This window comes from Mycobacterium rhizamassiliense (genome assembly GCF_900157375.1).
Lineage (GTDB): Bacteria > Actinomycetota > Actinomycetes > Mycobacteriales > Mycobacteriaceae > Mycobacterium > Mycobacterium rhizamassiliense.
This window is the reverse complement of sequence record NZ_LT721901.1, coordinates 580,072-604,311: the sequence shown is the minus strand read 5'-3', so window position 1 is coordinate 604,311 and position 24,240 is coordinate 580,072. Positions and strand designations below refer to the sequence as shown.

Here is a 24,240-nt window from a genome sequence, read left to right as displayed (position 1 = left end):
TGCAGCAGACCCCAAGCTGGCGCCGGGTGCTCAGCGGGGCGGGTCAGCCCACCCCGGAAGCGTCTCGATCGTCGTCCGGATCGGGCAGCTTGGTCGGCTCGTCGATGGGGCGTGCGGCCGGTTTGCCCAGCAGGCGGGTCTTCAGCGACAGCGCGGGCTTTTCCACCAGGAACCAGCTCAGCGCGGCCAGCGGCAGGGTGGCCAGCGTCGCGACGGGAAAGAACAGCAGCGGAGCCAGGCCGCCGACGCCGCAGACGATCAGGAACTGCTGCATGGGGAACGCGTAGATGTAGACGCCATAGGACAGGTCCGTGCGCAGTCGCAGGCGCTTGTTGTGGACCATCGAGCCCGACACGATGATGGCGTAGGCCAGCGGGAGGGCGCCGATCACCCGGTAATCCGGCATCAGGCTGGCCCCGGCGACGATCGCCAGGCTCAGCCCGACCAGCGACCAGCGCGCGGGGAGCACGTCCTTGAACTGGTTCAGCAGCGCGCCGGCCGCGAACATCATCGCGAAACGTGCGACGGCCTGCTGGATGGTCCATGCGCCGGGGAAGGTCATCGGGGGCAGCATCGCCGCGGAGACCGCGGCCAGCACCATCACCGTCGGGAGGAACCACTGGCGCTTCAGCAGCCCGGCGATGCCGAAGGCGGCAACGGCGATGTAGCAGAACATCTCCCAGATCAGCGTCCACAACGACACGTTCCAGACACCCGGGGAGGGGACGTGACGCGGCGTGCCGCCGACGTCGGGCTTGAGGATCAGCAGCGCGAAGTTCATCAGGACGTACTCGAACGGCGCCTTGGACGACAACAGCTTGGTGGCCGAGCCGCCCTGAATCGCCACGCTGAGCGGCGCGATGACGAACGCGGTCACGATCAGGCAGGTGTAATAGCCGGGAAAGATGCGCAGGGCCCGCGCCGCGGAGTAGTCGCGCACCCGCGGGTGGCGCAGCCAGCTCGAGGTGACCAGGAATCCGGAGACCGCGAAGAACCCGTCCACCCCGAGCGAGAAAAGCAGCTGGCGTATCGGCGCGCTCGACACGAAATGACCTGTCAGCGGGAAGGAATGCCAGAGGATCACCTCGGAGGCCAGTACCAACCGCCACGCGTTCAGGGCATTGTTTCGCGGATCGAATACCTGCCCCAGCTTCATAAACGCCCGCCTGTCGTCCGGACCACGCAATGTCGCGCCATAGTATCGCCAGCTCACGCGGACGAACTGATTTCGAAAAAACGCGGCGGGTTACGGCGCGACAACGTCCGGTTCAGCCGACTTCCGAGGCATCCCGATTGTCTTCCGGGGGCGTCGCGACCGCCGCCTGCTGCGGCGGGGTCTCCATCTTCCTGAAGAAGCGGGCCTTCAGCGACATCGCGTGCTTCTCGATCAGGAACCAGCTCAGCGCCGCCGGCGGCAGCGTGGCCGCGGCCGAAACGGGGAAGAACACAAAGGGATTCAGGCTGGCGAGCCCGCAGATGACCAGCAACTGCTGCATCGGGAACGCATAGATGTAGACGCCGTAGGAAATGTCGTTGTGCAGCGTCAGGCGCTTGTGGCGCAGCAACGCAGCGGACACGATGACGGCGTAGGCCAGCGGGAGGGCGCCGAAGAGGCGGTAGTCCGACATGAAACTGGACGCGCCGACGATGATCGCGCACAGCCCGACGAGTGACCAGCGGGCCGGGATTACCTCCTGGAACTGGTAGATCAGCGCCCCGGCGAAAAACATCATGCCGAACCGGGACGCGGCCTGCCCCGCGGTGATGGTCTCGGGGGCGGGGGGCGGCAACTGCGCCGCCCAGACGACCGTCAACGCGAACAACACCGGAATCAGCCACCGGCGCTTGAGCAGCCCGACCACCCCGAGGGCCGCAACGAGGATGTAGCAGAACACTTCCCAGATGAGGGTCCACAGCGAACCATTCCAGTACTTCGGAAACGGAATGCCCTGCGGCGTTCCGGCGATATCGGGCTGCAGGATCAGGACGCCGATGTTTCTGAGTACGAATTGGAACGAGGCGCCCGAGGTGATCAGCTTTCCGCCGCCACCGTTCTGGATGGCCACGCCGATCGGCGCCATCACGAACGCGGTGACGATCAGGCAGATCCAGAAGCCGGGCAGGATGCGCAGGGCGCGGGCGGCGCAGTATTCACGCAGTCGTGGGTGGCGCAGCCAGCTCGAGGTGATGAGGAATCCCGAGATCGCGAAGAAGCCGTCGACGCCTCCCTCGCCCAGCAGCTGGTGTGCGGGCGGGAACGGTACGTTGCGGCCCGTCAGCGGGAAGGAGTGCCACAGGATCACCTCGCACGCCAACGCCAACCGCCAGGCGTTCAGGGCATTTTTGCGCGGACTGAATACCTGCGCGAGTTTCATCCACCCTGCCTGTCGTCGACGCTTGCAAACTTTCGCGCCATCGTAACGTCACCCAACGCCGCAGCAGGGCGGATTCGGCCTACCGCAAGCGGCGGCCCTCGACCGCCTAGGGGCAGGTCACGTCGACGGAGAAGGGCTTGTGTGTCTTGTTGGCCCCGTTGCTGTCCACGCCGCTGGCGATCCCGGTGACGTGGTACGTGTTGCCCTCTTTGGTGGCGCTGGCCTTGTCGCCGGGCGCGCCCTTCGTGTAGTTGAGGTTCACGCCGTCGACCTCGCCGAGCCCGACCAGATGGACGACCGAGGCGTCCTGCTCGAGTGCCACGATGACACCGATGAACGGCTGGCCGATGGCGATGGAGAACTTGCCGTCTCTGGTGTTGCAGTCCACCGGCTCGGTGACGGGCAGCACGTTGCCGTCGACGGTGATCTTCGCCGGCGGGACGGACGGAGCCGGTGGGGGCGCCGCGGTGGGCGACGCGGGCGCGGCGCTGGCACTGGACTTCGCGGAGCTGGGCGCCGGCGATTTGTTGTCGTGCGAGCAGCCCGCCACGCCCGCGACCAGCGTCGCGGCGGTAACGGCAATCAGCAGCTCACGGTTCAACCGACATCTCCTTTGTTGGCGCGCAGCCCTGCGACGAAGCTCTGGGTCCCTTCCCAGGTGGGTAGCAGGCCCGACGCCTGCACGTCGGCGAAGCTTGGGGCCACCGCGTCGCGGTCGGACAGCGTGGGCGGGGCGCCGTCCACCAGCGGCCAGTCGATGCCCAGGGCGGGGTCCGTCGCGCAGATGGTGTGTTCGCGTTCGGGGTTGTATTCCGCCGAGCACAGGTACATCACCGTCGAATCATCTTGCAGCGCAAGGAATCCGTGTCCCAACCCCTCGGAGATGTACATCGTCCGGCGGTCGGAGTCGTCGAGCAGGACCGAGTCCCACTGGCCGAATGTCGGTGAGCCCAAACGAATGTCGACGACGACGTCGAACACCGCGCCTCGCACGCAGGTGACGTACTTGGCCTGGCTTGGCGGCACCTGGGCGAAGTGCAGCCCACGCAGCACCCCGGCCGAGGACACCGAACAGTTGGCTTGCCGCACATCGAGTGAATGACCGGCGAACGAGGTGAATCCGCGGTCGGTCAGCCACTCGAAGAACATTCCGCGGGAATCGCCATGGGTGGTCGGGGTGATCTCCCAGGCGCCCGGGACCGCGAGCTCGCGAACTTTCATCTACTGACCACGTTCCTCGTAGCGGGCCTCGGCGGCATCCTTCAACGGTCGCCACCAGGATTCGTTGGCACGATACCAGTCGATGGTTTCGGCCAAACCTGCGTCGAAGTCGGTGTGCTTTGGGGCCCAGCACAATTCGTCGTTGAGCAACGTCGGGTCAATGGCGTACCGCAGATCGTGCCCGACGCGGTCGGTGACGTGGTCGAAGTCGTCGGCGTCGTGGCCCATCAGCGTCAGGATCGCGCGCAGCACGGTCAGGTTGTTGCGCTCACCCTCGGAGCTGATCAGGTAGGTCTGGCCGATCTGGCCCTTCTCCAGGATCCGCCACACCGCGCTGTTGTGGTCGTCGACGTGAATCCAGTCGCGCACGTTGGCGCCGCTGCCGTACAGCTTGCACCTGCGCCCGGTGAGGATATTGGTGATCTGGCGCGGGATGAACTTCTCGATGTGCTGAAACGGCCCGTAGTTGTTGGAGCAATTGGACAGGGTCGCCTGCACGCCGTAGGACCGCACCCAGGCCCGAACCAACATGTCGGACGCGGCTTTGGTCGCCGAGTACGGGCTGGACGGGTTGTAGGGCGTGGACTCGGTGAATCGCTGCGGGTCGTCGAGCTCCAGGTCGCCGTACACCTCGTCGGTGGAGATGTGGTGCAGCCGCACGCCTTGGCGCCGGACCGCCTCCAGGATGGTGTACGTCCCAACCACGTTGGTGTGCAGGAACGGCTCGGGGTTGTCCAGCGCGTTGTCCACGTGGCTCTCCGCGGCGAAATGCACCACCGCATCCGACTCGGCGACCAGCCGGGCCACCAGTTCGGCGTCGCAGATGTCGCCCTCGACCAGCCGGGCCGCGTCTTCGACGCCGGCCAGCGACTCCCGTCGGCCGGCGTAGGTCAAGGCGTCGAGCACCGTCACGGAAACGTCGGGACGTTCCCGCACGGTGCTATGGACGAAATTGGCGCCGATGAATCCGGCGCCACCGGTGACCAGCAGACGCATGGGTCAAACCCTAACCGAGGGGCACGGTCAGCCTGGCGGAGTTAGCCCGAGTGGTCCGGCCAGTTCACTGAGCGCGGGCAGCAGGGTGTCCGCGTCGTAGGCGCCCAGCACCTGGATCGTCACGTGATCGGCGCCGGCCTGCAGGTGCTCGTCCAGGCGTTTGGAGATGTCCGCACCGGTGCCGTAGGCGACCACCGCATCGATCAGCCGGTCGCTGCCGGGTTTGCGGACGTCGTCCTCGGTGAACCCGAGCCGCCGCCAGTTGTTCACGTAGTTGCTCAGGCCCAGGTAGTGCTCGACGACCCCGCGACCGGCCGTCCGCGCCTTATCGCGGTCGGTGGTGAGCACCACCTTGTGCTCGGGCGCCAGGAACACCGACCTGCCGAGCTGACCGTGGGCCTTGGCGGTGTGTTCCGGAGTCGTCAGGTATGGATGCGCGCCGGCGCTGCGTTGCGCCGCGAGCTCCAGCACCCGCGGCCCCAGTGCCGCCAGCACGCGGCGGCTGGTCGGTACCCCCGCGGCGTCGAGCTCGTCGAGGTAGCCGACCAGCGCGTCGTATGGTTTGACGTATTCCTGGGTGTGTTCGGGGTGGCCCACCCCGACTCCCAGCAAAAACCTTCCGGGATAAGCGCTTTCGATCCGGTTGAAGGCCGCGGCGACGGCGGCCGCCGGCGCGGTCCAGATGTTGACGATCCCGGTGGCCAGCTGCAGCGACGTGGTCGCGGCCAGTGCCGGCTCGACCCAGTCGAGCTCGGCCTCCGGCGACCCGCCGATCCACACGGCGCCGTAGCCCAGCGATTCGATCCGCGCGGCCAGCTCCGGCTTGATGGATCGGGTGGGCAGCCAGACGCCGTAGCGCCCGAGGTTCGGTTTCAGTGATGCGGCGTCGGTCATCGAAGTCCCCCTACGCGATTAGCTCACGAGTTGTTGAGTCCAAGCGGGCCCGCTAGTTCGGCCAGGGCCGCGACAAGGTTTTCATCTTTGGTGAGCACCTGCACGGGCACGTGGTCGGCGCCGGCATCGAGGTGCTCTTTGAGACGCGCGGCGATCGCGTCGGGTGTCCCGTAGGCGATGACGGCGTCTACCAGGCGATCGCTGCCCGGGCGGGTGACCTCGTCCTCGGCGAAGCCCAGCCGTTTCCAGTTGTTGCGGTAATTGGCCAGATTGAAATAAATGTCGAGGGCCGCGCGGCCCACCCGGCGCGCCTTGTCGGCGTCGGTGGTCAGCACCGCCTTGTGCTCGGGCGCCAGGAACGCCGACGGGCCGATCAGCTCGCGGGCCCGGGCGGTGTGCTCCGGGGTGGTCAGGTAGGGATGCGCGCCGGCGGAGCGCTCGGCGGACAGCTGCAACACCCGCGGGCCCAGGGCCGCCACCACCCGGCGATTGGCCGGTACGCCGTAGTCGTCGAGCTGCTTGAGGTAGTCCACCAGCGCGTCGTAGGGCTTGCGGTATTCGGTGATCGCCTCGCGGTGGCCGACGCCGATGCCCAGCAGGAAGCGGCCGGGGTAGGCCTTGTCGATCCGGTGGAACGACTCGGCCACCGGCTTGGCGGCCGCGGTCCAGATGTTCACGATGCCGGTGCCCACCTGCAAGGTGGTCGTCGCTTCGAGAAGGGGCTCCACCCAGGCCAGCTCCGCGGGCGGCGAGCCACCCACCCAGACGGCGCCGTAGCCCAGGGCTTCGATTTCTTTGGCTTGCTGGGGCGTTACGCCGCGTCCGAACGATCCGAACCGGCCAAGGTTGGGTTTTGAAGCAGAGTCCGTCATGACGTCTCCAACCGGGTGCGCGGCGACCCTATTCCTCGTCCGCCTCGTCGAGGTCGACGGCGGCGACGTCGGGAGCCGGCGGTGGCTCCAGCGGTAGCAACACGATGAACCGGGTGTCGCCGGGTACCGATTCCACGCGGAGGTCCCCGTGATGCTTCTTGACGACGATGTTGAACGCGAGATCCAGCCCGAGGCCGGTGCCTTCGCCGAAGGGTTTGGTGGTGAAGAACGGCTCGAAGATGTGCTCGCGGATATCGGCGGGGATTCCCGGCCCGGTATCGCAGATTTCGACTCGGGCCATGTTGTCGCCGTAGCGGCAGGTGCGAACGGTCAGCGTGCCGCCCGTATCGCGCATCGCGGCCAGGGCATTGTCGATGATGTTGGTCCATACCTGATTGAGATCGCCTGGATAGCAAGGGATTTCGGGAAGCGATTTGTCGAAATCCTTGACCACGGTGATCGCTTTGGCGTCCTTGCTGCCGTCCTTGGTCAACCGGTCGGCGAACATCACCAGCGTGCTGTAGAGCAGGTCGTGCACGTTGGCCACCTGGAACGGGGCCCGATCCATTTGCGAATACTGCTTGGCGTCGGCGACCAGGGCCGAAATCCGTTTGCTCGCTTCGAGAATCTGGTTCATCAGCAGCTCGCTTTCGATGGTGTAGTTGATCCATCGAATCGCCATCTCCAGCGATCCTGCCGCGAGCTCGTCGCTGACCGCGGAAATCCGTTCCAGCCAATCGGTGTCGATACCGCCCTCGACGAACGTCGGCGCGATGTCCCAGCCGCCGTCGATGCCGTGTTCGTCGAGCCAGTCGCCGACGGCATCTTCGCGGTCGGAGGTCTCCAGCGCGCTCAGGTGCTCCGTGCTGGTTTTGGCGACCTGTTCGGCGACCCGCTCCTGCAACCGCACCAGGGCGCTGAGCACCTCGGCCGAGATGGTGCCATCGGAGAGCATCGCGAGCTTGTGCCGCATGCCGGCCACCCGTTCGCGTAGATCGGCCGCGGCCCGCGAGATCGCCGCGGCCGGATTGTTCAGCTGATGCGTCAACCCGGCCGACAGCCGGCCCAGTGCCAGCAGCTTCTCCCGGTTGTCAATGATCCGCCGTGTCCGGTCGGTGCCCACGGCGATGCCGTCGAGCAGGTGGACCGCCATCGGAAACTGGTCGCGCATGAATTGGGCGAATATCGGCGCGTCCATCACAAAGAACCGCGACGGCTTGGTCACGTGTACCGAGGCGTCGTAACTTTTCTGCTTCCCGCCGGTGAACGCTCGCCAGGCGCCGGCGTACACCCCGCGCTGCGAGGTGCGGTTGGTTTCGATGTCCTGGCCGCCCGAGAGCTTGGACATGGTCAGCTCGCCCTCGATCAGCACGTAGAAGCACGTCGCCGCTTCGCCTTCGACGCAGATCGGGCCCGGCTCATAGTTCTCGATGCACCCGTTGGCGCACAGCACCGCGAGCTGCTCGTCGGTCAGCGCCTCGAACAGGAACAGGCTGCGCAGCTCGTCGGGCTCGCAGGGCGTCTTGGCGGTCATGCTTCGGCCAGGTAGCGGTGGACAAGCATCACGGCCATCGACCCTTCTCCGACGGCGGCCGCGACACGCTTGGCCGACGTCGAGCGGACATCGCCGGTGGCGAACACCCCCGGCACGCTGGTTTCCAGGTGGTGCGGCGGACGGTCCAGCGTCCAGCCGCAGACGTTGCGCAGGTCCGGGCCCGTGAGGATGAAGCCGTGGTCGTCGCGGGCCAGCACCCCATCCAGCCAGGCGGTGCCCGGGGCGGCGCCGATGAAGATGAACATCCGGGCGCAAGCGACGTCCGAGGTTTCCTCGGTCCGGTTGTTGATCAGGGTCAGTTTCTCCAGGTGGCCGTCGCCGCTGGCGCGCTGCACCTCGGTGCAGGTCATGACGTTGATCTTCGGGTTGGCCTCGATCTGCTGGATCAGGTAGTACGACATCGACGCCTCCAGCGAGGGGGCGCGCACCACGATGTTGACCGATTTGGCCGTCCGCGACAGGTACATGGCGGCCTGGCCGGCCGAGTTGGCGCCGCCGACCACGTAGACCTCTTCGTCGTCGCAGTCCGACGCGATGGACACCGCGGCCCCGTAGTAGACGCCGCAGCCGGTCAGCTCGTTGCAGCCCTCGGCGTCGAGGTTCCGGTAGGTGACCCCGGTAGCCAGGATGACCGCGTGCGCGTCGATCGAACCGCCGTCGGCGAACCGCACGGTGCGCTTGGATCCGTTGACCTCCAGGCCGGTCGCCTTGCGGGCGGTGATCAGCTCGGCGCCGAACTTCTCCGCCTGCCGGCGGGCGCGGTCGGCCAGTTGGCCGCCGGACACCCCGTCCGGAAAGCCCAGGTAGTTCTCGATCCGCGAACTCTGCCCGGCCTGGCCGCCGGTCGCGGTGTGCTCGATGAGCACCGTGCGCAGCCCCTCGGAGGCGCCGTAGACGGCGGCGGCCAGGCCCGCGGGCCCACCGCCGACGACGATCAGGTCGTAGAACTCCTGCGACGGGGTCGAGGACAGGCCCAGCTTGTCGGCCAGTTCGGCGTCGCTGGGTTCCACCAGCGGGTCGCCGCGCTCGGTGACGACGACGGGCAGCCGCCTGCCGTCCTCGCCGGCGGCGTTGAGCAGCCGCTCGCCGTCGGGCTCGTCGGCCATGAACCAGGTGTAGTAGAGGCCGTTGCGGGCCAGGAAGTCGCGGACCTGCCAGGACCGTGCCGACCAGCGGTGCCCGATCACCTTGGTGTGCGGAATCGGGTGTTCCGGCGCCGCTCGCCAGGCCTCCAGCAGGGCGTCGACGACGGGGTAGAGCTTTTCCTCCGGCGGATCCCACGGCTTGAGCAGGTAGTGGTCGAGGTCGACGACATTGATGGCGTCGATCGCGGCGTGGGTGTCGGCGTAGGCGGTCAGCAGGATCCGCCGCGCCGCCGGGTACAGGTCCATCGCCTGTTCGAGGAACTCGATGCCGGTCATCTGCGGCATCCGGTAGTCGGCGACCAGGGCGGCGACGGTCTCGCCCCGCAGCTTGAGCTGCTTGAGGGTCTCCAGGGCCTCGGGGCCGGATTCGGCGCGCACGATGCGGTGGTCCTCGCCGTAGTGGCGCCGCAGGTCCCGGGCTACCGCGCGCGATACCGCGGGATCGTCGTCGACGGTAAGTATCACGGGTTTGCGCGACTGCGCTGCGCTATCTAGGGGACGTGTCATCGAAGTCAAGTATGCGCTTGTCAGGCGTAGTGTGGCGGGTCGAGGTCGCGGCCCGGATTCGTCTGTGAGCGATTTTGGCCCACGCCCGTTAACCAGGTATTGTGGACCAACGGTGCGTCATTCGCGCCGACTTTTTGCGTGCCCTGTCCCTAGGAAATTTCCTGTCACCGGCTCACGTTCCAGGTCGGTGTGAATGTTGTGCCGATCCGGCCGCACACCAGCACGAAACTAAACGACGAGGATTTGACGAGAAGTTATGGCCAAGAAGGACGGCGCCATCGAGGTCGAGGGCCGCGTGGTCGAGCCCCTGCCCAATGCGATGTTCCGCATTGAGCTGGAGAACGGTCACAAGGTGCTTGCCCATATCAGCGGCAAGATGCGGCAGCACTACATCCGCATCCTGCCCGAGGACCGGGTGGTGGTGGAGTTGTCTCCCTACGACCTGTCCCGGGGCCGCATCGTGTACCGCTACAAGTAAAGCCCGAACCACAGACCTACGAGTAGACAGAACAGGATCGAAAAGCCGTGAAGGTGAACCCGAGCGTCAAGCCAATCTGCGACAAGTGCAGGGTGATCCGTCGGCATGGGCGGGTCATGGTGATCTGCTCCGATCCGCGTCACAAACAGCGTCAGGGCTAGTCGCACCAAACCGCTGTACAACTGAATGCAGACCTCCCAGCACCACTGAGCAGATTCGCTGCTCATCCACGCCCGGTCGGAGGCCGGGCCCCGGTTCACATCGGGAACGGACTGGGAAAAGACCTCCGCCTAGAAAAAGAGGAATACGCCACCTATGGCACGACTAGTAGGCGTCGATCTGCCGCGCGACAAGCGCATGGAGATCGCGCTCACCTATATCTTCGGCGTTGGCCGGACCCGCTCTAACGAAATCCTGGCAGCCACGGGCATCGACAAGGACCTGCGCACCAAGGACCTGACCGACGACCAGCTGACCCATCTGCGCGATTACATCGAAGCCAACATCAAGGTGGAGGGTGACCTGCGCCGCGAGGTCCAGGCCGACATTCGCCGCAAGATCGAGATCGGCTGCTACCAGGGTCTGCGGCACCGCCGCGGCTTGCCGGTTCGCGGTCAGCGCACCAAGACCAATGCGCGTACCCGCAAGGGCCCCAAGCGCACCATCGCCGGCAAGAAGAAGGCCAGGTAACCGCCCATGCCACCAGCCAAGAAGGCAGCAGCCTCTGCTCCCAAGAAGGGGCAGAAGACGCGCAAACGGGAAAAGAAGAACATCCCGCACGGCGCTGCGCACATCAAGAGCACGTTCAACAACACGATCGTGAGCATCACCGACCCCCAGGGCAACGTCATCGCCTGGGCGTCGTCGGGCCACGTCGGCTTCAAGGGCTCGCGGAAATCGACTCCGTTCGCCGCGCAGCTGGCCGCCGAGAACGCCGCCCGCAAGGCGCAGGAGCACGGCGTGAAGAAGGTCGACGTCTTCGTGAAGGGCCCGGGTTCGGGTCGGGAGACCGCGATCCGCTCGCTACAGGCCGCAGGCCTCGAGGTCGGCGCGATCTCCGACGTCACCCCTCAGCCGCACAACGGCTGCCGTCCGCCCAAGCGCAGAAGGGTCTAGGTAAGACACCATGGCTCGTTACACCGGACCTATCACTCGCAAGTCGCGCCGGCTGCGCACCGACCTCGTCGGTGGCGACCAGGCGTTCGAGAAGCGTCCCTACCCGCCCGGCCAGCATGGCCGTGCGCGGATCAAGGAAAGCGAATACCTGCTGCAGATGCAGGAGAAGCAGAAGGCCCGCTTCACCTACGGCGTGATGGAAAAGCAGTTCCGTCGCTACTACGAAGAGGCCAACCGCGTCACCGGCAAGACCGGTGAGAACCTGCTGCGCATCCTCGAGAGCCGCCTGGACAACGTGGTCTACCGTGCCGGTCTGGCGCGCACGCGCCGGATGGCTCGCCAGCTGGTCAGCCACGGCCACTTCAGCGTCAACGGCGTGCACGTCGACGTCCCCAGCTATCGGGTGTCGCAGTACGACATCATCGACGTGCGGGACGGCTCGCTGAACACGGTGCCGTTCCAGATCGCACGCGAGACCGCGGGCGACCGCCCGCTGCCGAGCTGGCTGCAGGTGGTGGGAGAGCGGCAACGCATCCTGATTCACCAGCTGCCCGAGCGGGCGCAGATCGATGTGCCGCTCACCGAGCAGCTCATCGTCGAGTACTACTCGAAGTAACAGACTTCCGCGTCGGCATTCGCCGGGGCGGAAACCCAAACGGCATCAAATAGCGGGTGCCGAGAAGGAGAACAAGAAACACCATGCTGATTTCACAGCGCCCCACACTGTCCGAGGAGATCCTCACCGACAGCCGGTCCCAGTTCGTCATCGAACCGCTGGAGCCCGGATTTGGTTACACCCTTGGCAATTCGCTGCGGCGCACGCTGCTGTCGTCGATCCCCGGCGCGGCCGTCACCAGCATTCGCATCGATGGCGTCTTGCACGAGTTCACCACCGTGCCTGGCGTCAAAGAGGATGTCACCGCGATCATCCTGAACCTCAAGGGTCTGGTCGTGTCCTCCGAGGAGGACGAGCCGGTCACCATGTACCTGCGCAAGCAGGGCCCGGGCGAGGTCACCGCGGGTGACATCGTGCCGCCCGCCGGCGTCACGGTGCACAACCCCGGCATGCACATCGCGACCCTGAACGACAAGGGCAAGCTCGAGGTCGAGCTGGTCGTCGAGCGCGGCCGCGGTTACGTCCCGGCGGTGCAGAACCGTGCCTCCGGTGCCGAAATCGGCCGTATCCCAGTCGATTCCATCTACTCGCCGGTGCTCAAGGTCACCTACAAGGTGGACGCGACTCGTGTCGAGCAGCGCACCGACTTCGACAAGCTGATCCTGGACGTCGAGACCAAGAACTCGATCACCCCGCGCGACGCCCTGGCGTCGGCCGGTAAGACCCTGGTCGAATTGTTCGGTCTGGCACGCGAACTCAACGTCGAGGCCGAGGGCATCGAGATCGGGCCGTCGCCCGCCGAGGCCGACCACATCGCGTCGTTCGCCCTGCCGATCGACGACCTGGATCTGACCGTGCGGTCCTACAACTGCCTCAAGCGCGAGGGTGTGCACACCGTCGGCGAGTTGGTCAGCCGCACCGAGTCCGACCTGCTCGACATCCGCAACTTCGGTCAGAAGTCCATCGACGAGGTCAAGGTCAAGCTGCACCAGCTGGGTCTGTCGCTCAAGGACAGCCCGCCGAGCTTCGACCCGTCGGAGGTCGCAGGCTACGACGTCGCCACCGGCACCTGGTCCACCGAGGGTGCTTACGACGACCAGGACTACGCCGAAACCGAACAGCTCTAAGGACCGTCCGGCGACGATGCGGCCGCGCAGCGGCCGCTGAGGAACCGGACACATGCAACACCGTCCGTCCCGGTCCTACCTGATACGGGGGCCGGCCCCAATTAGGAGATAGCGCAATGCCCAAGCCCACTAAGGGCCCTCGCCTCGGCGGGTCGTCTTCGCACCAGAAGGCTCTTCTGGCCAACCTGGCCACGTCGCTGTTCGAGCACGGTCGGATCAAGACGACCGAGACGAAGGCGCGTGTCCTGCGGCCCTACGCGGAGAAGCTGATCACGCACGCGAAAAAGGGCGCGCTGCACAACCGTCGCGAGGTGATGAAGAAGATCCGCGACAAGGACATCGTGCATGCCTTGTTCGAGGAGATCGGCCCCTTCTTCGCCGATCGCGAGGGCGGATACACCCGCATCATCAAGGTCGAGGCGCGCAAGGGCGACAACGCCCCGATGGCCGTGATCGAGCTGGTGCGCGAGAAGACGGTGACCTCTGAGGCCGATCGGGCCCGCCGGGTGAAGTCTTCGAAGAAGGCCTCCGAAACTGGGCAAGCTCCAGTGGCGGCAGCGGCGGCTCCTCAGGCGGCGGTTGAGCCTGAGGAGGCCGTGGGCCCGACGGCCGAAGAGGCCGGCGAGACCACCGAGACCGAAGAGTCGACGACGGAAGCGGCTGAGCCTGCTGCCGAGGCCGAAGCGGCCGAGGAGCCCAAGGCTGAGGCCGCCGACGAGAGTGACGAGTCCACCGACAAGTAGCGAAGACGTCCGTCTTAGGTTCGATATCGCCTACGACGGAACGGATTTCGCGGGCTGGGCGACTCAAGCCGGGCAGCGGACCGTTGCCGGCGTCCTCGACGAGGCGCTGACGACGGTCTTCCGCACATCGATGCGGTTACGCGCGGCCGGCCGCACCGATACGGGCGTGCATGCCACCGGGCAGGTCGCCCATCTGGATGTGCCGGCCGACGCGTTGCCGAACGCCTATTCACGCACGCCGCGCGTGGGCGAGGCGGAGTTTTCCTCGCTGGTGCGCCGGCTGGGCCGATTCCTGCCCACCGACGTGCGGGTGCTCGATATCGCCCGCGCACCAGCGGCTTTCGATGCCCGATTCTCGGCGCTGCGCCGGCACTACGTGTACCGGTTGTCGACGGCGCCCTACGGGGTGGAGCCGCAGCGGGCGCGCTACGTCACCGCCTGGCCGCGGGATCTGGACGTCGAGGCGATGGCCACCGCATCGCGATACCTGTTGGGGCTGAACGACTTTGCCGCGTTCTGCCGGCGCCGCGAAAACGCCACCACCATCCGCGATCTGCAGCGGCTGGACTGGGTGCGCGAGGGCGACCTGATCACCGCCAGCGTCAGCGCCGACGCGTTCTGCTGGCAGATGGTGCGCTCACTGGTCGGGGCGCTGCTGGCCGTCGGCGAGCATCGCCGCAGCCCCACCTGGTGTCGCGAATTGCTCACGGCGACAGCGCGTTCCAGTGATTTCGCGGCCGCGCCGGCACACGGCCTGACGCTGGTCGGGGTGGACTACCCGCCCGACGACGAACTGGCGGCCCGGATCCTGATCACCCGGGACCTGCGCACGCCCGACGAGCGCTAGAGCCGGCCGGCGGCAAAGGCCGCGGCCTGATCCACCAGCCCGGAGTTGATGTACGAGGGCTGCAGATGCGACTGCCAGTTGGTGCCGCTCGAGCAGATCGGGTCGCCGGGAGCGCACTGGTCGATGGTTTTGCCTGCGAAGGCGGGGCTGAAGTCGGGGACCGGGCCGAGCACGCGCCGGGTGCCGTTGCCGAACAGCGCGACCGCCGCCACGGTTTGGCCCAGGCCCGGCGGCAGCGGGTTCTTGAACCCGAATGACGGTTGGGTCACCGCGACCACCAGGTCGGCCGAGATAGCGCCCAACGAATAGCCCCCCAACACCTCTCGGGTGTTCGGGCACTGCCTGGCCATCGACTGGACGTGGGCGCTCATGTCGGTGGCGCCCTTGGCGGGATCGACGTCGGCGGGGTAGTTCACGCCATAGGCCGCGACGGGTTCACGCACCTTGCTTTGCAGCGCGGTGACGAACGCCTGGCCGATGTAGCCGACACCGGGCGGCTCCTCACGGCCGCGAGCGAACACCACCTCGACGGGCGGGCATGCGGCCGAGGCGACCGGAATGGTCACCGTGGCCGGGGCAATTCCGGAGACCGCGGCGACAAGCGCAACCGCGGCGAAATTGGCCGAGCGAATCCCCACGGACCGATGATAAAACGCGTACCGACCCGGCCGGCCGGTCGCTTCGGAAGGTTGCTGCAGGTCAGCGCAGGTAATGCGGGGGCGCGGTGTTACGGGATCGATGCCCGGCCGTCACTGAACCGCGTCGACGAGACTCGGTGCCTGGGTCGGCGACGCGGGGGCCGGCGAGGCCGGCACACCAGGAGTCGCCGGCGTCGCGGGCGAGGCCGGACCCTGGATCGACGGAACTGAGTTCGGGTCCTGCGGTGTCTGCGCGGGGGAGCCCGGGCTCAGCGGGCCGGTCGCCGGCGTCTGCGGGCCGCTGACGGGCGTCTGCGGGCCGTTGCCCAGGGATGGCCCGTAGCCGGGCATCGGCTGGCCGGTGCCACCCAGCAGCTTGGATGCAACGAACTGCGCCGCTTGGGTGGTGTAGACGGGGACGTAGCCCTCGGTGTGCCCGCTCCACTCGTTGCCGGAGCCGGCGTGGCAGATCGGATCGTTGGGGTTGCAGTAGTCCATGGCCTTGGAGCCGAGCAGCGCGCTCTGGGAGGGCAGCGTGCCGCCGGCGCGGTCGGCCACGTCACCGAAGGTCACCACGGCGGCGATGTTCTTGGCGTACTGCTCGGGCAGCTTGTTGCCCCAGCTGATGCCGCCGATCGGAACGCCGGCGACGATGTCCATCACCGAGGCGCCCTGCGAGTAGCCGCCCAGCACGATCTTGGTGTTGGGGCACGTTTCCACGCTCTTCTTGACCCGGTCGATGGTGTCGTTGGCGCCGTCGCCGCCGTGCAGCTGTAGCTTGCTGGCCGCGTAGTTCACCCCATACGGGAGGATGTTGAGCCCGGTCTGCTGGCGCAGCGAATCGACCAAGGAATCACCCACGCGCCCCAGGCCGGCGGGTTCATTCGTGCCGCGGGCGAAGATCACCTCGGCGTCGGGGCAGTCGAAGGCGTGCGCGACCGGCGCGACGGCGGGGCTGGCGAGCAGGCCGGCGGCCGTGACCAGTGCCGATGCGCCCAGACCGACCCAGCGTCCAGCGGTCCGTACGCTGCCCGCCCGAGGGTTGTGTATGCGGTGAAAAATCACGGGCCAATTTTACCCATTTTCAGGCCGCGTTAAACCTGGAGGCCTGTGGATAAATGGCCGCAGACCTGTGGTTTTGCAATCTATTGTGAGTTCTACCAATTCGCGGACATCGGGGGATCAGTGCCTCGCCAGCTGACCATCTGGCTGTACGTCAGCGGCAATCGATTTCTGCTGCGCCGTGCCGAGTCCGCGTTGCTGGGGCTCGGCACCCGGGTACCGGCCCTGCCGCTGCGGGCGCGGACGGCGCCTTTGACGATCGGGTGCGTCGTCGCCGCCGTCGCGGTGGCTGCGATTGCGTGCCTTGGTTTGCTGCAACCCGAAGCGAGGCTCGGCCAGGCGCAGATCGTGATGGGCAAACAAACCGGAGCGCTCTATGTGCGAGTCGGCGACACGTGGCATCCGGTCCTGAATTTGGCCTCGGCCCGGCTGATCGCAGGAACCCATGCCGATCCGCGACCGGTGCGCGAGTCGGAGTTGAGGCACACGAAACGCGGCCCACTGCTGGGCATTCCGGGTGTGCCGGACCTTAGCGGTCCGTTGTTGTCCGGCGAAGAAGCGGTTTGGACGATCTGCGATGCCGGCGACAATTCGGCGACGACCGTCATCGTCGAGTCTGCCGCAGCATCGTCGGGCGGTCGGATAAGCAGCGAGCAGGCCATCCTCGCCACGGCCGGGTTGGGTTCGCCGACCTACCTGCTCTACAACGGGCAGCGTGCCGTTGTGGACATGACAGATCCTGCGGTCGTACGCGCACTGCGGCTGGAGGGCAGCACGCCACGCACCCTTTCACCGTTGTTGCTGAATGCCCTACCCGAAGTGTCGCCGATTGCGGCGCCGCGTATTCGGGGCGCGGGCGAAAATGCGGCCGGACTGCCCGGTTATCCCGTCGGCAGCGTGCTGCGCATCGCGCGGGGCGACAGTGACGAGTATTACGCCGTTCTGGCCACCGGAATTCAGCGCATCGGCCGGATTGCCGCGGATCTACTCCGATTCCGCGACTCGCACGGCAGCGCCGAAATCCCCGCCGTGACGCCCGATGTGCTTCGCACGGCCCCGACCGTGGGCGCCCTGCCGGTGGCTACGTTCCCCGATCAACCGCCGAGATCGCTGGTCGGCGGTGACTGGGTCGTTTGCGTGACGTGGAGTCGCGGGCAGTCCGGCAGCGTGCTGCGGGCTGTGGATGAGCTACCGGTGGCCTCACCAGCGGCGCCCGTGCGGTTGGCGCAGGCTGACGCCCGCGGTCCTGCGCTCGATGCGGTTTACCTGCCGCCGGGCCGCAGCGCGTACGTGAGTGGTCCAGCGGGCACGCGTTACCTGGTGGCCGACACCGGGGTGCGGTTCGCGGTTCATGACGATGAAACGGCGCGCGACCTCGGCCTGCTGGCAGCGGCCATTCCGATCCCACCGCGCGTGTTGGCGGCCTTGCCATCCGGTCCGGAATTGAGCAGGGCGGACGCGTCAATCGCCCGCGACGGCGTCACGGGGGCCCCGTCGCCGGCTCGGTAACCGAACCCTGGCGACACCGGTGATCAGCACCGCTAGCAGCACGGCCCCGCAGACCCCCGCGCCGCGCAATGCGGTGACCCGCCCGGGGGCGTGCTGCGGCCGTGGCTGTGGCTGGGTCAGCGGAACTTGAGCGGGCGGCGGCGTGGCGGTGTTACCGGGCGGCGCTGAGTCGCTGCTGACCGCGGCCAGGATGTCGACCACCCCATTACCGACGTACGGATTCCACCCGCCGGTCGGGTGGTGCGCGGTCGACTCGATGCGTTGCATCACCTGCCGCGCGCTCAACGCAGGGAATCGTGCCCGGATCAATGCGGCGAGTCCGCTGACGATGGGGGCGGCAAAGCTGGTGCCCGAGAGTGACGCCGATCCGAGCGATGTCACGCCTTCGCCGGTCGCCGCGACGTCTACCCAAGGCCCAGCGAGAGTGAACGCCGACGGGGCGCCCTCGGCGTTCACGGAACCAACAGTCAACACGTAGTCGTCGTACCAAGCCGGGCTGACCGATACGGTGGCGGTCTGCCACGTCGCGTCGGCGCGCTGGGGCGGACACTGCCCGGCCCCGCCCGTATTGCCGGCCGCGGCGACGATGACGACGTTCTTGACGTCGACCGCATACGCCAGCGCGGCGCCGAGCGCGCGGTCGTCGAGTGCGGACGCAACCGGAACGCATGCCACAGTCGAGATGTTGATCACCGATGCACCTAAGTCGGCGGCCGTCCGCACGGCCCTTGCCATCGTGTCGACGTCACCGACCCCTGTGCTCGACGGGTCGCGTGTGAGACCAAACTTCGCGCTGGACTGGCGGATGCTGACCACGGTGGCGTCGGGTGCCACTCCGCCATCGGATCCGGAAGCGGTTGCCGCAGCGATGATTCCAGCCACCAGTGTGCCATGCGCGTCGCAGTCCTGGGTGCCATCGCCGGTAAACACATAGTCGCCTCCCGGCACCAAACTCGGCAGCCTGCGGTGGCGCGAAACCCCGGTGTCGATGACGGCTACGCGCTGGCCCGCCCCGCGGGAGAGCTGCCAAACCCGCGGTAGGTCGACCGCGGCGGCCCGTCGGGGGACAGCTCCTGAGCCCTCCGCGACCATTGTGCACACGTCGCGCTGCACGGTAGGTCGCGGCGGTGCCGGTAGGGCCGGCTTGGGCAGCCACCTGTCATCGACTTCCGGTGGCGAAACCGCTTGTGCTGACGGCATTCCGAACTGTGGAAGCGCAATCAGAGCCGACACCGCCAGCGCGCGTGCAGCGCCCAATGCCGTCAACCCCATGGCGGAGACGCAGCACGGGCGGCGCCGTAGAGACCGCACACCCAACATGTCAGCGGCACCATCGCCACCAATGCGAGACATTCGAACAGTTCGATGCTTCGCCGCGCGATGGGTGAAGCGGACATCGTTGGGGTGACGAATCCGAGAATGCATGCCGCGGCGACCAGCGATGCCGTGGCGAGAGCTATCCACGGCCCCTGCGCTGGGGCGCTGAGTGCTGTGCGGCCCAATGCTGTTGCGACGGTGGTAACCCCACCGATGACGCATATCAGCTTCCCGCTCTGAAGTGGGTGCCCGCGCAGCAGCAGGAGAACCCCGGTCAGCATGGCAAACGCGATACAAGTCGGCCGCGGTGCGCCGCCGAGCGCAGTGATAATTGCGCCAGCCGCCGCCGACACAGAGAATGCGGCGACGAGGCTGTTCAGCCACACTTCGGCCCGAAACACCTTGCCCGGCAGGTTATCTGTGTGCGGTTCGAATGAGTCCAGATCCGGCGCGGTCGGCAGCTTAGGTGACAACCCGGCCATGACGATCGAGAGTCGCGCCGCCACGCCCAGCAACCCTAGCGATACCAAAGTGGTAATCGAGCTCATGGTCCGCAGCGGTGCGGCGGTGATCATGCCCGCCATTGCGGCGAGGGCGAGAATAACTCCGAAGCACGAGATCGCGGTGCATGCGGTCACGCCGCCGCCCGATACGCGCATCACGAGGGTGGCGGCGACCGCCGACATCATCGCGGCCAGCAGCACGTTGGGAAGGCCCGGCGGGCCGGGTACCGCGAGAAAGCCCGCGACTGCAGCGAATAGCGTGGCGATCACGGCCAGCGTGTTTCCGAACATCGGATCGTGACATGCGCGGTGGGCGACGGCCGCGAAGATCAGTGCAATGGTGCCGAGCACGCCGGCAACCCCGGCTGTCGCGGTGACGTCATGGGTGACGTTCGGATCGAAGGAATTTCGTACGAGCCCCAGACCGCCCATGCTCGCGAACAAGCCCGCCGCCAGGGCACCCGCCAGCCGCGTCGCTCGGAGCCGCTGCGGCCGATCCCGGCTCTGCGGGGTCAAGCTCGCCGAGATGGCTTCGGCCCCGTCGTCGTACCTGGGTCCCGGGACCCGTGCCCGGGCGCGGCTCAGCAGGAGAGTGTCGCCGTCTCGAATACCGTTCTGCGCTAGGGTCTTCGCCGCAGGTAGCGCAGCCCTGCCCGGCCGGGAGAGTTGATAACGCGAAGCGGTCAGGGCACGGGGTCCATCGGCGGTGTGGTCTCCCACAATGTCGACAATTGGTGGAATGAGCGTGGCGACAGGCATTTGCGACGGCAGAGCGACGTCGACAAGGGTACCGCCGGCATGAATCGAAACACGACGTAATCCCAGGTCGGATTCAGACACGGGCGACCCTTTCAACCTCCGATTGCCGCCACGCTAACGCGGTTTCGCGGCACGGGTATCCGGCCGTCCACAGGTGAATTGCCCGCACGTTTGGCGCTGTCTACCGTGAGCAAACTTCAAGGAGGGGCTAGGTGACCCAGGGATTCGTGCCCGCGGTGCGACAGTGGCCGCCGACAGTTGTCGGTGCGGACATTGCCGTTGCCGCGCCGCCGGAATTGGCGAGCTCCACGGCGCCAAGCCTGCTGGTGCGGATACTGCCCGTCGTCATGGCGGTCGGGGCACTGGGCGTCATGGCGGTCATGTTCTTCTCGCGGTCGGGGGTGACCCGCAACCCCGCGTTTCTTGCCTTCCCGATGATGATGGTCGTCTCGATGGTGGTGACCGTGTTTACGGGACGTGGCCAGCGCCGCGGACGTGGGATCCTGGCCGACCGGAGTGACTATCTCGAATCGCTAAGTCGATTGCGCGAGGAAGCTGTGGAAACCGCTGCGACACAGCGCGCGTCGCTCACGTGGACTCATCCCGAACCGGAAACCCTCTGGACGCTGACCGGCGGCCCGCGGATGTGGGAGCGACGAGCGAACGACTCGGACTTTTGTCTCGTTCGCATTGGGAGCGGCACCCGGCCGCTCGCAAGGCGTCTGGTCGCTCCCGAGGACCTTGATCTGGAGCGTTGTGATCCGGTCACCGTGACTGCGATGCAGCGTTTCATCCGCACTCATGCCACGATCGACGAGGCGCCCATCGCGATCGGTTTGCGCGGAGTCGAATCCTTGGTGGTCGACGGCGAAGCCGATGAGGCGCGCGGTGTGTTGCGTGCCATGATCTGTCAGCTGGCCGTGTTCCACGCCCCCGATCAACTGCTCATCGCCGGCGTGATCGATGAACGCAATCGACCCCACTGGGATTGGTTGAAATGGTTGCCGCACCATCAGCACCCGGTTGCCGCCGATGCCGTGGGATCCGCGCGCATGATGTATTGCAGCACGGACGAATTGCGGGTCGCGCTCGCTGGTTCGGCCCTGCCGTATCTGGTGGTGATCGTTGACCTCGACGACTTGAGTGAATTCGGTCCCCTCGCACCCGTCCCGCGGACGACCGTGGTCGAGGTCCGCCCTGGGCACGACGGGTCACCCCTGACGTTCAGGTATGACGACGAATCGCGAACGCCGAGGGAACCGGACCGGTTGGATCGCATGGACGCGTTGGTATGTGCCCAGCGCCTTGCCGCATACCGCGCCGACACGGCCGCACGTTGCCGGAATCCGGACCGGGGTTGGCCGAATTTGGTCGGTATCGAGGATATCGACGCATTCGATCCAACTGCGCTGTGGGACAACCAAGACCATCGTCATCGTCTGCGTATTCCGATAGGGATTACCCCCGAGGGGGTGACGCTGGAGCTGGATATCAAAGAGCCCGCGGAAGGCGGTGTCGGGCCGCACGGGCTCTGCGTAGGCGCCACCGGGTCCGGGAAGTCGGAAGTCTTGCGCACCGTGGCATTGGGCATGATCGCCCGCAACTCTCCCGAGGCGCTCAATCTGCTTCTCATCGACTTCAAAGGCGGCGCAACATTTCTCGATCTGGCGGGAGCCCCGCATGTTGCCGCGATCATCACCAACCTCGCCGAGGAGGCGCCGCTGGTCGCCCGGATGCGAGACGCACTGGCCGGCGAGATGAATCGCCGGCAACAGGTACTGCGCGCCGCCGGCTGCGGCAGCATCGCCGCCTATGAACGCGCGCGCCGGACCGGGAAGCAACTCATCGCGATGCCAACGCTGTTCATCATCGTCGACGAGTTCTCCGAATTGCTCAGCCAGCATCCAGATTTTGCCGACATGTTCGTGGCTATCGGCCGGGTAGGCCGGTCGTTGGGCATGCACCTGTTGCTGGCCAGCCAGCGCCTTGACGAGGGCAGGCTGAGAGGATTGGAAGCGCATTTGTCGTATCGGATGTGCCTGAAAACCCTGTCCACAAGCGAATCTCGGACCGTGCTGGGAACAGTGGACGCCTATGAATTGCCCAACACTCCGGGCGTGGGCTTTTTGCGAGCGGGCAGCGATCAGCCGATCCGCTTCCAGACCGCCTTCGTGTCGGGACCCCTGCGGGCGGCTACGCCCTCGCGGCCACCCGCGCGATTGGATCGGGTGCAGCCGTTCACGTTGGCGAGCGTGGGGCCAGTGCGGTGCGCACCCGTTAGCGCGGAGACGCCGGATCGGACCGTGCTGCAGGGGGTCGTGGAGCACGTGTCCGGGCTGGGGCCGCCCGCTCGCCAGGTCTGGCTGCCGCCACTTGGCCCGGCACCGTCACTCGACAAACTGTTATCCGACGCGGGTGCCGCGGCGACGAGCCTGGCCGTGACCATCGGTATCGTCGATCGTCCCTTCGATCAGCACCGAGCGCCGCTTACCATCGATTTATCGGGCGCCGCAGGGAATCTCGCTGTTGTCGGGGCACCGCAAGCGGGAAAGTCGACGGCGCTGCGCACGGTAATCACTGCGTTGGCTGCCACCCACGACCCAAGGCAGGTGCAGTTCTACTGTCTGGACTTCGGCGGTGGGACGCTGGCGTCTGTGCGCGCGTTACCGCACGTTGGCGCCGTGGCCGGCAGGTCCGAGCCCCAACTCGCCGGCCGGATCATCGCCGAGCTTGAGGCGATCGTGCGAGCCCGCGAGGCCATTTATGTTGAGCGCGGGGTGGATTCGATTGCCGAGTATCGTCGGCAACTGGCCGCCGGGGCGGTAGGCGATGATCCGTTCGGTGATGTATTTCTGGTGGTCGACGGGTGGGGGAGCCTGCGACACGAGCTCGGCGGGTTGGAAGGTTCGATTACGGCCCTTGCGGCCCAGGGACTCTCGTTTGGCGTGCACGTCGTGTTGTCGGCCTCGCGGTGGGCGGATATCAGACCTTCGTTGAAGGATCAGATCGGCACTCGCATCGAGTTGCGTCTCGGCGATCCCGCCGATTCCGAGATTGACCGCAAGCGGGCGCGCGACGTACCCCTCGGCAGGCCCGGTCGCGGGCTGTCGGGTGAGGCGCTGCACATGGTCATCGCGTTGCCCATCGATGGAGACCAGCGGTGGTGCCGCCCGGATCAGCCGGCCGCGCCGCCGATACCCCTACTGCCCACGCAGATCGACCTCGATGCCGTCGTCCAGCATTCAAACGACGAGCTGGGCAGGCAGGTCCTGCTCGGTCTCGAAGAACGCCGATTACGCCCGGTGGCGCTTGATTTCGAGCGGGATTCGCATCTACTCATCCTCGGCGACACCGAATGCGGAAAGACCGCCACGCTGCGTACCGTGTGCCGCGAAATCATCCGGACGAACAACGCCGCAGGGGCACGACTGTTGGTCGTCGACTTTCGGCGTTCTCTACTCGGCGTCGTCGAGTCCGAACATCTCAGCGGCTACGCCATGTCGCCGGCAACGCTGAGGGTGCTATTGCCGGATCTGGTCGATCTCCTGCGGGGACGTATGCCTCCTCCGGACGCGAGCCAGACGCAGTTGCGGACCAGGTCCTGGAGGTCGGGACCGGACGTCTACGTCGTGGTCGACGATTACGACCTCGTAGTCACTCCCGCGGGCAATCCGTTGGCCGACATCGTCGAATACTTGCCTTATGCAAGCGATCTGGGGCTGCACCTTGTGGTGGCGCGCCGCAGCGGCGGAGCGGTGCGGGCTTTGTTCGAGCCGCTGTTGGCGGGGCTGCGTGACCATGGATGCCTGGAATTGATGATGAGTGCCCGTCCGGACGAGGGGGTGCTCTTGGGCTCCGGCCGCCCGGTGCGGTTGCCGCCGGGCCGCGGCCTCCTGACCAATCGCGCGGGTGAAGAGCAGCTGGTACAGGTGGGCTGGTGTCCGCCGCCGTGAGCCGGCC

General features: G+C 66.7%; 23 protein-coding genes. 10 read left to right on the top strand and 13 right to left on the bottom strand.

Annotated features, from left to right (window positions below; translation table 11 throughout):
* Positions 1-43: 43 nt before the first annotated feature.
* The 9 genes from MRAB57_RS02975 to MRAB57_RS02935 all read right to left on the bottom strand — a co-directional run bounded on the left by MRAB57_RS02975 (position 44) and on the right by MRAB57_RS02935 (position 9,565).
* Positions 44-1,156 (bottom strand): acyltransferase family protein, encoded by a 1,113-nt coding sequence (locus MRAB57_RS02975; RefSeq protein ID WP_077086230.1) that lies wholly within the window; start codon positions 1,154-1,156, stop codon positions 44-46.
* A 112-nt stretch (positions 1,157-1,268) separates the two neighbouring features.
* Positions 1,269-2,375: an acyltransferase family protein gene (locus MRAB57_RS02970; protein WP_077086229.1), complete on the bottom strand. Its 1,107-nt coding sequence runs from the start codon at positions 2,373-2,375 to the stop codon at positions 1,269-1,271.
* Between the two features lie 106 nt (positions 2,376-2,481).
* Complete coding sequence (locus tag MRAB57_RS02965; protein WP_077086228.1) at positions 2,482-2,976, bottom strand: lipoprotein LpqH; 495 nt, start codon at positions 2,974-2,976, stop codon at positions 2,482-2,484.
* Complete coding sequence (gene rfbC, locus MRAB57_RS02960; RefSeq protein WP_077086227.1) at positions 2,973-3,596, bottom strand: dTDP-4-dehydrorhamnose 3,5-epimerase; 624 nt, start codon at positions 3,594-3,596, stop codon at positions 2,973-2,975. Before rfbC ends, MRAB57_RS02965 begins: the two co-directional genes overlap by 4 nt.
* Entirely contained in the window at positions 3,597-4,592 is a 996-nt protein-coding gene (rfbB, locus tag MRAB57_RS02955; protein WP_077086226.1) for a dTDP-glucose 4,6-dehydratase, read from the bottom strand.
* Between the two features lie 27 nt (positions 4,593-4,619).
* Entirely contained in the window at positions 4,620-5,486 is an 867-nt protein-coding gene (locus MRAB57_RS02950; protein ID WP_077086225.1) for an LLM class F420-dependent oxidoreductase, read from the bottom strand.
* Positions 5,487-5,509: 23 nt separating this feature from the next.
* Complete coding sequence (locus MRAB57_RS02945) at positions 5,510-6,358, bottom strand: LLM class F420-dependent oxidoreductase (protein ID WP_077086224.1); 849 nt, start codon at positions 6,356-6,358, stop codon at positions 5,510-5,512.
* 28 nt (positions 6,359-6,386) lie between these two features.
* The gene (locus tag MRAB57_RS02940) at positions 6,387-7,892 is read right to left on the bottom strand and encodes an ATP-binding protein (RefSeq protein ID WP_077086223.1); all 1,506 of its coding nucleotides are present in this window, start codon (positions 7,890-7,892) and stop codon (positions 6,387-6,389) included.
* Positions 7,889-9,565, bottom strand: a complete 1,677-nt coding sequence (locus MRAB57_RS02935; protein ID WP_077086222.1) for an NAD(P)/FAD-dependent oxidoreductase — start codon at positions 9,563-9,565, stop codon at positions 7,889-7,891. Before MRAB57_RS02935 ends, MRAB57_RS02940 begins: the two co-directional genes overlap by 4 nt.
* A 256-nt stretch (positions 9,566-9,821) precedes the next feature.
* On the opposite strand from MRAB57_RS02935, the gene infA reads away from it, so the two are divergent.
* From infA to truA, 8 genes are all read left to right on the top strand, one after another.
* Complete coding sequence (infA, locus tag MRAB57_RS02930) at positions 9,822-10,043, top strand: translation initiation factor IF-1 (protein ID WP_003418601.1); 222 nt, start codon at positions 9,822-9,824, stop codon at positions 10,041-10,043.
* Between the two features lie 47 nt (positions 10,044-10,090).
* Positions 10,091-10,204 (top strand): 50S ribosomal protein L36, encoded by a 114-nt coding sequence (gene rpmJ, locus MRAB57_RS02925; protein WP_003879483.1) that lies wholly within the window; start codon positions 10,091-10,093, stop codon positions 10,202-10,204.
* A gap of 154 nt (positions 10,205-10,358) precedes the next feature.
* A complete protein-coding gene (gene rpsM / locus MRAB57_RS02920; protein ID WP_077086221.1) occupies positions 10,359-10,733 on the top strand; it encodes a 30S ribosomal protein S13 in 375 nt (124 codons plus the stop codon).
* Between the two features lie 6 nt (positions 10,734-10,739).
* The gene (rpsK, locus tag MRAB57_RS02915) at positions 10,740-11,159 is read left to right on the top strand and encodes a 30S ribosomal protein S11 (RefSeq protein WP_066818323.1); all 420 of its coding nucleotides are present in this window, start codon (positions 10,740-10,742) and stop codon (positions 11,157-11,159) included.
* 10 nt (positions 11,160-11,169) lie between these two features.
* Complete coding sequence (gene rpsD / locus MRAB57_RS02910) at positions 11,170-11,775, top strand: 30S ribosomal protein S4 (protein ID WP_077086220.1); 606 nt, start codon at positions 11,170-11,172, stop codon at positions 11,773-11,775.
* An 83-nt stretch (positions 11,776-11,858) separates the two neighbouring features.
* Positions 11,859-12,902 (top strand): DNA-directed RNA polymerase subunit alpha, encoded by a 1,044-nt coding sequence (locus MRAB57_RS02905; RefSeq protein WP_077086219.1) that lies wholly within the window; start codon positions 11,859-11,861, stop codon positions 12,900-12,902.
* Positions 12,903-13,018: 116 nt separating this feature from the next.
* Positions 13,019-13,645 carry a 50S ribosomal protein L17 gene (gene rplQ / locus MRAB57_RS02900; protein ID WP_077086218.1) on the top strand — a complete coding sequence of 209 codons (627 nt, stop codon included), beginning with the start codon at positions 13,019-13,021 and terminating at the stop codon, positions 13,643-13,645.
* Positions 13,563-14,492, top strand: a complete 930-nt coding sequence (gene truA / locus MRAB57_RS02895; protein ID WP_077090356.1) for a tRNA pseudouridine(38-40) synthase TruA — start codon at positions 13,563-13,565, stop codon at positions 14,490-14,492. The genes rplQ and truA overlap by 83 nt, the downstream gene beginning before the upstream one ends.
* Here truA and MRAB57_RS02890 read toward each other — a convergent pair.
* Together MRAB57_RS02890 and MRAB57_RS02885 are read right to left on the bottom strand one after the other, a co-directional pair.
* Positions 14,489-15,130: a cutinase family protein gene (locus MRAB57_RS02890; protein WP_077086217.1), complete on the bottom strand. Its 642-nt coding sequence runs from the start codon at positions 15,128-15,130 to the stop codon at positions 14,489-14,491. The genes truA and MRAB57_RS02890 overlap by 4 nt on opposite strands.
* A 111-nt stretch (positions 15,131-15,241) precedes the next feature.
* A complete protein-coding gene (locus MRAB57_RS02885) occupies positions 15,242-16,129 on the bottom strand; it encodes a cutinase family protein (RefSeq protein ID WP_077090355.1) in 888 nt (295 codons plus the stop codon).
* Positions 16,130-16,315: 186 nt separating this feature from the next.
* On the opposite strand from MRAB57_RS02885, the gene eccB reads away from it, so the two are divergent.
* The gene (eccB, locus tag MRAB57_RS02880) at positions 16,316-17,701 is read left to right on the top strand and encodes a type VII secretion protein EccB (protein WP_077086216.1); all 1,386 of its coding nucleotides are present in this window, start codon (positions 16,316-16,318) and stop codon (positions 17,699-17,701) included.
* On the opposite strand, the gene mycP is transcribed toward eccB, so the two are convergent.
* Entirely contained in the window at positions 17,654-18,973 is a 1,320-nt protein-coding gene (gene mycP / locus MRAB57_RS02875; protein WP_077086215.1) for a type VII secretion-associated serine protease mycosin, read from the bottom strand. The two genes, eccB and mycP, sit on opposite strands and share 48 nt — an antisense overlap.
* The gene (eccD, locus tag MRAB57_RS02870) at positions 18,964-20,361 is read right to left on the bottom strand and encodes a type VII secretion integral membrane protein EccD (protein WP_077086214.1); all 1,398 of its coding nucleotides are present in this window, start codon (positions 20,359-20,361) and stop codon (positions 18,964-18,966) included. The genes mycP and eccD overlap by 10 nt, the downstream gene beginning before the upstream one ends.
* A 131-nt stretch (positions 20,362-20,492) precedes the next feature.
* On the opposite strand from eccD, the gene eccCa reads away from it, so the two are divergent.
* Positions 20,493-24,233 carry a type VII secretion protein EccCa gene (gene eccCa, locus MRAB57_RS02865; protein WP_077086213.1) on the top strand — a complete coding sequence of 1,247 codons (3,741 nt, stop codon included), beginning with the start codon at positions 20,493-20,495 and terminating at the stop codon, positions 24,231-24,233.
* Positions 24,234-24,240 lie beyond the last annotated feature (7 nt).

Coding starts and splice junctions, on each gene's coding strand:
- rfbC (WP_077086227.1), bottom strand. CDS start 3,596: ATGAAAGTTCGCGAGCTCGCGGTCCCGGGCGCCTGGGAGATCACCCCG.
- rpsD (WP_077086220.1), top strand. CDS start 11,170: ATGGCTCGTTACACCGGACCTATCACTCGCAAGTCGCGCCGGCTGCGC.
- MRAB57_RS02945 (WP_077086224.1), bottom strand. CDS start 6,358: ATGACGGACTCTGCTTCAAAACCCAACCTTGGCCGGTTCGGATCGTTC.
- rpsK (WP_066818323.1), top strand. CDS start 10,740: ATGCCACCAGCCAAGAAGGCAGCAGCCTCTGCTCCCAAGAAGGGGCAG.
- mycP (WP_077086215.1), bottom strand. CDS start 18,973: ATGGGGTTGACGGCATTGGGCGCTGCACGCGCGCTGGCGGTGTCGGCT.
- rpsM (WP_077086221.1), top strand. CDS start 10,359: ATGGCACGACTAGTAGGCGTCGATCTGCCGCGCGACAAGCGCATGGAG.
- rplQ (WP_077086218.1), top strand. CDS start 13,019: ATGCCCAAGCCCACTAAGGGCCCTCGCCTCGGCGGGTCGTCTTCGCAC.
- MRAB57_RS02905 (WP_077086219.1), top strand. CDS start 11,859: ATGCTGATTTCACAGCGCCCCACACTGTCCGAGGAGATCCTCACCGAC.
- MRAB57_RS02940 (WP_077086223.1), bottom strand. CDS start 7,892: ATGACCGCCAAGACGCCCTGCGAGCCCGACGAGCTGCGCAGCCTGTTC.
- MRAB57_RS02975 (WP_077086230.1), bottom strand. CDS start 1,156: ATGAAGCTGGGGCAGGTATTCGATCCGCGAAACAATGCCCTGAACGCG.
- rfbB (WP_077086226.1), bottom strand. CDS start 4,592: ATGCGTCTGCTGGTCACCGGTGGCGCCGGATTCATCGGCGCCAATTTC.
- MRAB57_RS02935 (WP_077086222.1), bottom strand. CDS start 9,565: ATGACACGTCCCCTAGATAGCGCAGCGCAGTCGCGCAAACCCGTGATA.
- MRAB57_RS02950 (WP_077086225.1), bottom strand. CDS start 5,486: ATGACCGACGCCGCATCACTGAAACCGAACCTCGGGCGCTACGGCGTC.
- infA (WP_003418601.1), top strand. CDS start 9,822: ATGGCCAAGAAGGACGGCGCCATCGAGGTCGAGGGCCGCGTGGTCGAG.
- MRAB57_RS02970 (WP_077086229.1), bottom strand. CDS start 2,375: ATGAAACTCGCGCAGGTATTCAGTCCGCGCAAAAATGCCCTGAACGCC.